This is a genomic window from Nostoc sp. CHAB 5836, from assembly GCF_020829445.1.
GTDB lineage: Bacteria > Cyanobacteriota > Cyanobacteriia > Cyanobacteriales > Nostocaceae > Nostoc.
Genome location: NZ_JAIVFV010000238.1, coordinates 1 through 8,396, shown reverse-complemented (window position 1 = coordinate 8,396; position 8,396 = coordinate 1). Strand labels below are relative to the sequence as shown.

The window sequence follows — 8,396 nt, the reverse complement described above, 5'->3', positions numbered from 1 at the left end:
AAATAACACAATAGAAATGAGTGTAGCTCAAATCAAGTTGCTCACTTTCTGGGTCTTTGTTGACATCTCTTCTGGCGATAACAGTCAGGGCTGCTTGAATATCTACAGGAACTTTTGTTGACAGGTTGCTCGTTACTTTCTCTTGGGGCATATAAGGAGCATTTTCTCGTACAAAAGTAGTAAGAATTTCGATGATTATCCAGTGGTACTGTGGATGATTCTGCGCTATTTGCTCTAAATCATTAATTACAGCTAAACTCATTTCTATTGTGTTATTTTTTAGCTGCTCACTTGCTATTCTTAAGCGTTGTTTTTGCGAATGATGCTGATTTTTTTTAACTTGTTCTTGGAAATTAGGTATGGACAGGAATATTTTGGATAGCTGGATGTTATTTTTTGATAAAATGTTTTTCATGAGATGACAAGGATAATAATTACTGAAATAGTCACAGTAAGTAGGTTGGCGCAATTAAAGTTAACTGGCTAAGGCTGTCCTAAGTCAATTGGTCATTTGTCATTAGTAAAGGTTTTAAGCTTATTTACGTTTCGTAACATAATTGACTTTTTTTGCACCAATGTACTTAGTGTTTAAAAACTTATTATTTGAATATCAGGGCTATTTCATTCTCATCTAGCCCGCCTGAGAATGAATCCACCAGTCTAATAGCGAAAGTCGTCTCAAGACAACTGAGAAAAGGTTATAGTCCAATACGCTTGGGTTAAGGCTAAAACTCTTTGCCAAAGTCAATTTTTTTTAGAAACCGCATTCGCGAGTGCGTCTCCCCTTCTCCCAAAGGGAGAGGCTAGCGCCAAGGGAGAAGGACGCAAAGGACGCAAAGAGAAGAAAGAAATGCTTAACTAACCGTATTGGGTTATAGTCCGTTTTAACGGACTTTAGCTATGAGCCAGGAACTGAAGTTCCGGGTGGTTTATGTCTAAAATGAAATAGCCCTGTTTGAAGATGCTAATGTGCCAAACAAAATATAGCAGTCCAAAATCATCATATAAGTATTTAAATGCAGCAAAACCTACAGCCAATTGTTAAAAACCTGGTGTTAATTGGTGGGGGTCACAGCCATGCGATTGTTATGAGGATGTTTGGGATGAAACCGTTACCTGGAGTACGTTTGACATTGATTACCGCAGCATCAGACACAGCCTACTCTGGAATGTTACCAGGGCACATTGCCGGATTTTACAGCCACGATGAATGCCATATTGACTTGCGACCCTTGGCGAACTTTGCTCAAGCACAATTATATATTGACACAGTAGTTGCCCTAGACTTGAAAAACAACAAAGTTCTTTGTGCTAAGGGACTTGTGGTAGATTTTGATGTGCTGTCTATTGATATTGGCAGCACTCCGGCCACAATATCTGTATCAGGTGCAGCAGAATATGCGATCGCAGCTAAACCAGTATCGCAGCTATTAGAGCATTGGCATGAACTAATTGAAGCCGTAGGTAAAAATCCTCAAGAACCAATTAGCATTGCCATCGTCGGTGGAGGTGCTGGTGGTGTAGAGTTGGCGCTATCGATGCGATCGCGTTTACATCGAATTTTTGATCAAAGTCACCAAGCAATTCAAAACTTAGAAATTCATTTATTTCAGCGTAGCATGGAACTGATGCCCAATTACCATCAATCAGTGCGGCATCAAGTTCAGCAAATTTTAACTGAGGGAGGTATTAAGCTTCACCTTGGAGAAAGTGTGTGTAAAATTGCACCGAAAAATCTTAACCCTTCTTTGCAAACAGAGAGGGGAAATCAAGAAGTATTTGAAATTAAATGTGAATCTGGGTTGATCATAGAGTGCAATAAAATTTTTTGGGTAACACAAGCTTCAGTACCCGAATGGTTAAAAACTGCTGGACTAGGAACAAATGAGCAAGGTTTTATTTTGGTAGAAGACACGTTGCAATCTCAAACACACCCGCAGGTATTTGCTGCTGGTGATATTGCCACAATGGTAAATCATCCGCGTCCGAAAGCTGGGGTATTTGCTGTTAAACAAGGTAAGCCTTTATTTGAAAATTTGCAGCGAATTTTATTAGCTAAGTCGCTCAAACCTTATAGACCACAGAAACAATATTTGAGTTTAATTGGTACAGGAGACGAACGAGCGATGGCAACAAAATATATCTTCACTTTACCACCTCATAAACTCTTGTGGCGTTACAAAGATTGGATTGACCGCCGTTTTATGGAACGCTTTCGTTTTGGGGGATGAGGGGGATGAGGGGGATGAGGGGGATGAGGGGGATGAGGGGGATGAGGGAGAAGTTACAGTAAGTTTTTCGCCTCTGTCCCCTTTGCATCTCTCTAGAACTCTTGTGCCCAATGCCCAATGCCCAATCCCTTTATCGAAGCTGTTCAATTAGCTCAATAATTTGTTGATAATATTGGATATTCCCTTCTTGGTAATACAAGTCTGCGGATTTCTGGAAATCTGTAATTGCTCTGTGAGTGTCTCCCAAATTTCTGTAGACATCTGCCCGAAGGATGTAAGCTGAAGCCCAATTAGGCTGACGTTGTAAGGCTTGGTTTAAGTCTGCAAGCGCTCCTGGTAAGTCTCCCAATAGTGAACGGCTACGACCCCGATTATACCAGTCTTCGGCAAAGCTAGAGTCGATGGCGATCGCTCGACTGTAATCTTCTATAGCTTTTTGATAATCTTCTAGGGCATAGCGAGCATTGGCGCGATCGCTGTAAAATGCAGCAGATTGGGGATTTATTTGCAAAGCTTGGGTGTAATCTGCGATCGCACTTTCATATTCTTCTAAAGCATAGCGGGTAGAACCTCGGTTGTAATATGCTTCAATTAAATCAGGATTAATTTCTAATGCTTGATTATAATCTGCGATCGCTCCGTGTTCATCTCCTAAAAGACGACGAGCATTTCCCCGATTGCAATAGGCTTGGGAAAAATCAGGAACAAGTTCTATGGCTTGGGTATTATCATCAATTGCTCCCTGTAAATCTTGCAGGGCTTCACGGGCAATACTCCGACCATAATAAGCTGCTGCTAAGTGGTCATTAATCTGCAATGCTCGATCATAATCTTTAATTGCGCCTTTATGATCTCCTAAAGAACGACGAGCCGCCGCGCGATCGCAATATCCTTCTGCTAAATTAGGATTGAGTTGTAATAGGCGATTGCAATCTTCAATTGCACCTTGATAATCTCCCAATCGGCGACGAGCATTAGCCCGAAAGCCGTATACTAAAGCTAGAGTCGGATTTTCTTGTAACGCTTGGTCATAATCGGCGATCGCACCATCATAATCTTCAAGAATACTACGAACCAAACCGCGCTCACAATAAGCTTGCACATCATCAGGATTCAGCTTTAATGCTTGGTTAAAGTCTTCAATTGCTCCATGATAGTTTTTGAGGTGGGCAAGCACCAGACCCCGATTATAGTACGCTCCGGCAAAGCTGGGGTTGATTTTTAGGGCATCGTTGAAATTAGCGATCGCACTTTGATAATCTCCTAAAGCGTAGTGGGCATTACCTCGGTTATGATAAGCCTCCGCCAAGTTAGGATCTAATTGTAATGACTGGTTATGGTCAGCGATCGCTTCGTGATAATTGCCTAAAATATGGTGAATGTTGCCCCGATTGCTGTAAGCTGCGGCAAAATGGGGATGCCATTGTAAAGCTTGCTGGAAATCTGCGATCGCTCCTTGATGATCACCACGTTCAAAACGAGTCACGCCGCGATTATGATAAGCGTTGGCAATATCAACATTAATATTATCAGCTAATTGGGTACTCATTTCGATAGTTTGGATATAGTCTGCGATCGCTTTATCGTAGTCTGCCAAAGCAAAGTAGGCATTTCCCCGGCTGTGGTAAGATTGGGCTAAATTGGGATCTAATTGTAATGCTGCATTATGGTCTGCGATCGCACCTTCATAATCGGCTAAAAAGTAACGAGCATTAGCTCGGTTGTAATAAGCTGTGGCAAAATTGGGATTGATTTCGATGGCGCGGTTGAAATTAGCGATCGCACTGCGGTAATCATTGAGTTGACCACTTAAAATCAGCCCTTGATTATGGTAAGCTTCGGCATAAGCTGCGTTACCCTCTGGGGTTTCCGAAGACATCGCTGCTTGATACTCCCCTTGCAAATTGTGGTTTAATCCTTGATTGAAAAAATCTTCAGCATTCATATAATAATTTTTTTGCTTTTGACATTTTCTAGCCTAAAGCATCGAGATTCTTAACGATACAGGCTATTTCATTCTAGACATAAACCAATACAGTTCAGTTAAGCATTTCCTCCTTCTCTCTTCTCCCTTCTCTCTGTGTTCTCTGCGCCTCTGTGGTTCGTAAAAAAAAGAGTTTCAGCCCTTTTGTGAACCGTATTGAGACATAAACCACCCGGAACTGAAGTTCCTGGCTCATAACTAAAGTCCGTTCAAACGGACTATAACCTTTTCTCAGTCGTCTTTAGACCAATACAGTTATGCTGCTCCAATAACTGTTGCGCTCTCGGCTTATAAATTAAATAGAACAAAGCTTCAATATAGCGCAACAAATCTTCCCGATTTTCCTTGGAGGTAAAGTTCCAGAATCCATAAATTCGTGCTAATGATAGCAGCTTTGTAGTGTGAATTTTCCAAGTATAGGTGGTGTAAACTCGGTCAATTCCTTGCTGTGAAATCTCATTCCAATAGTTAGGATTATCCTCACATTTGGTGATAAAGCCTAAAATTTTGCTGGCTGTCCTTTCTAAATGTGTTGGGTTAATATAAAAGCCATTAACCTGATCTTGAATAATCTCCAGTGGGCCGCCAAACTGTGTAGCAAAAGTCGGTAATCCTGAAACCATCGCCTCTAAAATTGTTAAACCAAAAGCTTCAAATAAAGCTGGTTGTACAAAAATTCCCTGATGATCAGCAATGACTCGGTAAATTTCACCAGAATCAGTTTTGGAAAGGCGCACACCTAGCCAACGAATCTTACCGTGGAGATTGTACTCGTCAATGATTTGGTAAAGTTTGATAATTTCGTCGCGTTCTTCATTGTCGCCTGATTCTTCCACGTGCAACTTACCCGCCACCAAAATTAGGTTACAATGCTCCTGCAATTCTTGACTTTTCCCAAAGCATTCAGCTAAACCTGTGAGGTTTTTGATGCGGTCAAGACGCGCCATTGAGAAGAGAGGACGCTTGTTAGGATCATCCAGTTTGCCAAAGATTTGTGCGGGGTCTTCCAGAGTAAAAAGTGTTTCTGTAAGGCGTTGGCGATCGCTCTCCACTCTGTCTGGAGTCTGGTAGTAAGGAAAATAGTAATTTTCGTTGACTCCAGGCGGTACGACATTAAACTTCGGACTAAATAATTCAATCCCATTGGTTACATGATACAATTCTGGCATAGTGAAACACTTATAAGACTCGTACTGTCCCACACTATCCGGTGTTCCGACAATTTCTTGATAAGTGCTGCTAATAATAAAATTGGCAGCATTCATCGCAATCAAGTCAGCTGTGAATTGCAAAGAAAAATGATATTTATCTTCCAAATCTTGCCAGTACAGGTTACTGAACAAATATTTTGATTTTTCCAAAGCATGGGCAACATTACATTGGGTAACTTTCAGTCGTCGCGCCAGTAAAAATGCCACTAAATTGCCATCAGAATAGTTCCCAACTATTAAATCAGGTCTGCCTTGAAATTCTGCCTGTAGTTCTCTTTCTGAATCAATAGCGTAGGTTTCTAGATAAGGCCAAAACTCAAACCGGGAAATCCAGTTTTGAGTCATGTTAGGATTAAATTCCCGTAAAGGTACTCGCAAAATCCAAGCATTTTCAGTACCGAGGACTTTTTCGAGACGTTGATTACAAAGAGTACCATCACTATTGGGAATTAAGCGGGTGAGAATAATTACCTTTGGCTGGACATTCAATCCCTCTAAACCAGCTAGCAGGACATCTTCTTGTAACTGCTTCTCTAGGCTCTTGGCCTGGTCAAGAACGTAAACTACCTGACCGCCAGTATCAGGACGCCCCAAAACCCCCTCTTGGCCAAACCAGCCGTGAACTGATACCAAGACGATTTTAAAAATCATCGGAACACGAGAAATCAAGGCTTCGAGAGTTTGAGGGTCGGGAGAATCAATCAATTCATCGAGAATATTTAAGGTTTCCCGTACACGCGCTGCGGTATTACCCCAACCCGGTTCAAAACCCATCGTTTGCAATTGGAACCGGAATTGTTCATAGGGTTGATCATCGGCGAGATTGCTAACAAAAATTATGGCTTTTTTAACTTGCTGGGAAAGTTGCTGCTGTGATTGAATGCGATCGTTGATCAGCAGTTGAACACCGTTGTATTGGTGCAGACGCAAAAAATTAAATAAGCTGTCCAGTAATTGTTTATAGTCTTGAAATATTTTGCTAGATAGATAGCGGTTAAGAAATTGTACCCCTTTACCAATATTTTTGGGGTCGCGGATGACTGGGGTGTAATCATAAAATGGGCCGAAGTCCAATTCTAGCAGGTCGCCCTCGTTAGGATGAGATTTGTTCACCAGGCGATCGCGCAGATCTAAGAGATCCTGCACCGTCATCGGCTCAATGCTCAAGTCTGATGTCAACCAATAAACTTCTTGACTAGCAATTTTAGAACGGATGATCAAACAGAAGTTTGAGTCCTCCTGAATAATTTCCTGAGTATAGTAAATAAGTTTGCCTAACTCAGAGGATGTGTAAAAAGTCTCAGGTTTATGGGACTTGGAGCAATACTCGCTATATACATTGAGTATATCATTCCGCAGCAAATACTTCTTTTCTTGTTGGCGTAATTCACTAAGAAAAGAACGCAAATCACTTCTTTCTTCGCTATCTAAGACTCCTTGAAGCAATTCAGACATGGTAACTCCACAAGATGACGATGTTTGCATTGTTGACTTTCAAGGTGAGACAAATAAAGGCTCTACCTCTTGTTGCACCACGTAGAAACATGAAATAAAACAGATAAATGATATTTATCTGTGTACCTACAAGTATTAACTTTTCAGCAGGCACTTAAATTATGTTGTACTTTACTTAAAGTATCTATGGTTCAGTATTTTTGGCTCTAACTAAAGGAATACACTAGACATCTGTCACATCATGTCCGGGTAATTAGTTATGATTCCCATAGTCATTGCACCCCACCCCTTAATCCCCTCCCGAAGAGCGGGGAACTCGGGGCCCCCTCTGGGGATTAGGGGAGAGGAGATAAAGCATAGCTTTAGCGGGGTGGGGTTCTTGGGGTTTAGTAAGTAATCAATCGGACATGATATCAAGTCCTTATGGATTACTATTCAATTATTTAGGGCGAACGATGGGACTCGAACCCACGAATGGTGGTACCACAAACCACTGCCTTAACCACTTGGCTACGCTCGCCATTCAACAATTTGAATTATAGCAACAATTTGGCAAGGGATCAAGAGTTTTTGTTCAAGGAACGGACTTAGTTGATTTAGAGTCTCTGGAATCTAACGATTACAATGAATTTTACTTGGCAAACATGAAACCCTTAACCATCATTGTATATACTGGAGCAGCAGCAGGACTCGCCGCCTTGGGTGTGACAATGGCGAAGACCAATCCCAGTCAGGTTGAATATGAACAATATGCAGTGCAACGGTTGACAAAATACTTAAAAACCGATGTATGTAAAAAAACTACAAATATTATAGAAAACTTAATCCGTTTTAATTGTGATCAGTTAGTTGACTCGGCTAACCCACAAATGCAAGAAATTATTGCCAGGACTACAGAAAGACAAAATTACATTATTTTTAGCATTTACCGTACAGATTTAAAAATAAATTCTTGGATACCTTCTTACAAATTTGAAACCGTGGCAGCCTTTGATCAATTTTATACTTACACTGCCCAAGAACAATAAGGAAGCGGTGGGAAGAAAATAGACTTGTTGCGAATTAAACTAAAAAAGTGGCTAAAACCCTTGTGAATCAAGGTGTTCAGCGATTTAGAAGCAGAAACAATCGTAATCCTTATGTAGTAAGCTTTTCAGCTGTTTCAAATTTTATTACGCAACAAGTCTAATATATCGGAATTCCATTCCTCTCTCCTTGTAGGAGAATTGACTTTGACAAATAATTTTAGCTAGGTAGGGCGTATACCCTACCTACTCTTGTAGTTTAACCAACTTTGGGGGTTTAACGTGTCGCCCAAGTCCCCACCTTCAATGTACTCATAAGGTGGGGATAGGGAGCGGATGGCGACGATTCTACCCCCGACTGATATCAATCGTCAGATTGATTAGGGAGTGGGGTGGATAAGGAGTCGTCAATCTTGGGACTAGGCAACCTGTCGATCCAGTCTTCAACCAACTGCGTAACTGTTTTTTCTTTGCTTTGTGCATAGATTTT

General features: G+C 41.2%; 5 protein-coding genes, 1 tRNA gene and 1 pseudogene. 2 read left to right on the top strand and 5 right to left on the bottom strand.

Annotation, left to right across the window (positions count from 1 at the left end):
* A pseudogene (locus LC605_RS29220) lies at positions 1-415 on the bottom strand (pentapeptide repeat-containing protein); the annotation flags it as partial.
* A gap of 601 nt (positions 416-1,016) precedes the next feature.
* Between LC605_RS29220 and LC605_RS29215 the strand changes: the two are divergent.
* A complete protein-coding gene (locus tag LC605_RS29215; protein ID WP_229550943.1) occupies positions 1,017-2,231 on the top strand; it encodes an FAD-dependent oxidoreductase in 1,215 nt (404 codons plus the stop codon).
* On the opposite strand, the gene LC605_RS29210 is transcribed toward LC605_RS29215, so the two are convergent.
* The 4 genes from LC605_RS29210 to LC605_RS29195 form a co-directional block, all read right to left on the bottom strand.
* Complete coding sequence (locus tag LC605_RS29210) at positions 2,151-2,342, bottom strand: hypothetical protein (protein ID WP_229550942.1); 192 nt, start codon at positions 2,340-2,342, stop codon at positions 2,151-2,153. The genes LC605_RS29215 and LC605_RS29210 overlap by 81 nt on opposite strands.
* Positions 2,343-2,361: 19 nt before the next feature.
* Positions 2,362-4,176 carry a tetratricopeptide repeat protein gene (locus LC605_RS29205; RefSeq protein ID WP_229550941.1) on the bottom strand — a complete coding sequence of 605 codons (1,815 nt, stop codon included), beginning with the start codon at positions 4,174-4,176 and terminating at the stop codon, positions 2,362-2,364.
* 257 nt (positions 4,177-4,433) lie between these two features.
* The gene (locus LC605_RS29200; RefSeq protein WP_229550940.1) at positions 4,434-6,881 is read right to left on the bottom strand and encodes a sucrose synthase; all 2,448 of its coding nucleotides are present in this window, start codon (positions 6,879-6,881) and stop codon (positions 4,434-4,436) included.
* A gap of 447 nt (positions 6,882-7,328) precedes the next feature.
* Positions 7,329-7,401 (bottom strand) — tRNA-His (locus LC605_RS29195).
* 124 nt (positions 7,402-7,525) lie between these two features.
* Here LC605_RS29195 and LC605_RS29190 point away from each other — a divergent pair.
* Positions 7,526-7,909: a DUF4359 domain-containing protein gene (locus LC605_RS29190; RefSeq protein ID WP_229550939.1), complete on the top strand. Its 384-nt coding sequence runs from the start codon at positions 7,526-7,528 to the stop codon at positions 7,907-7,909.
* Positions 7,910-8,396: the final 487 nt, after the last annotated feature.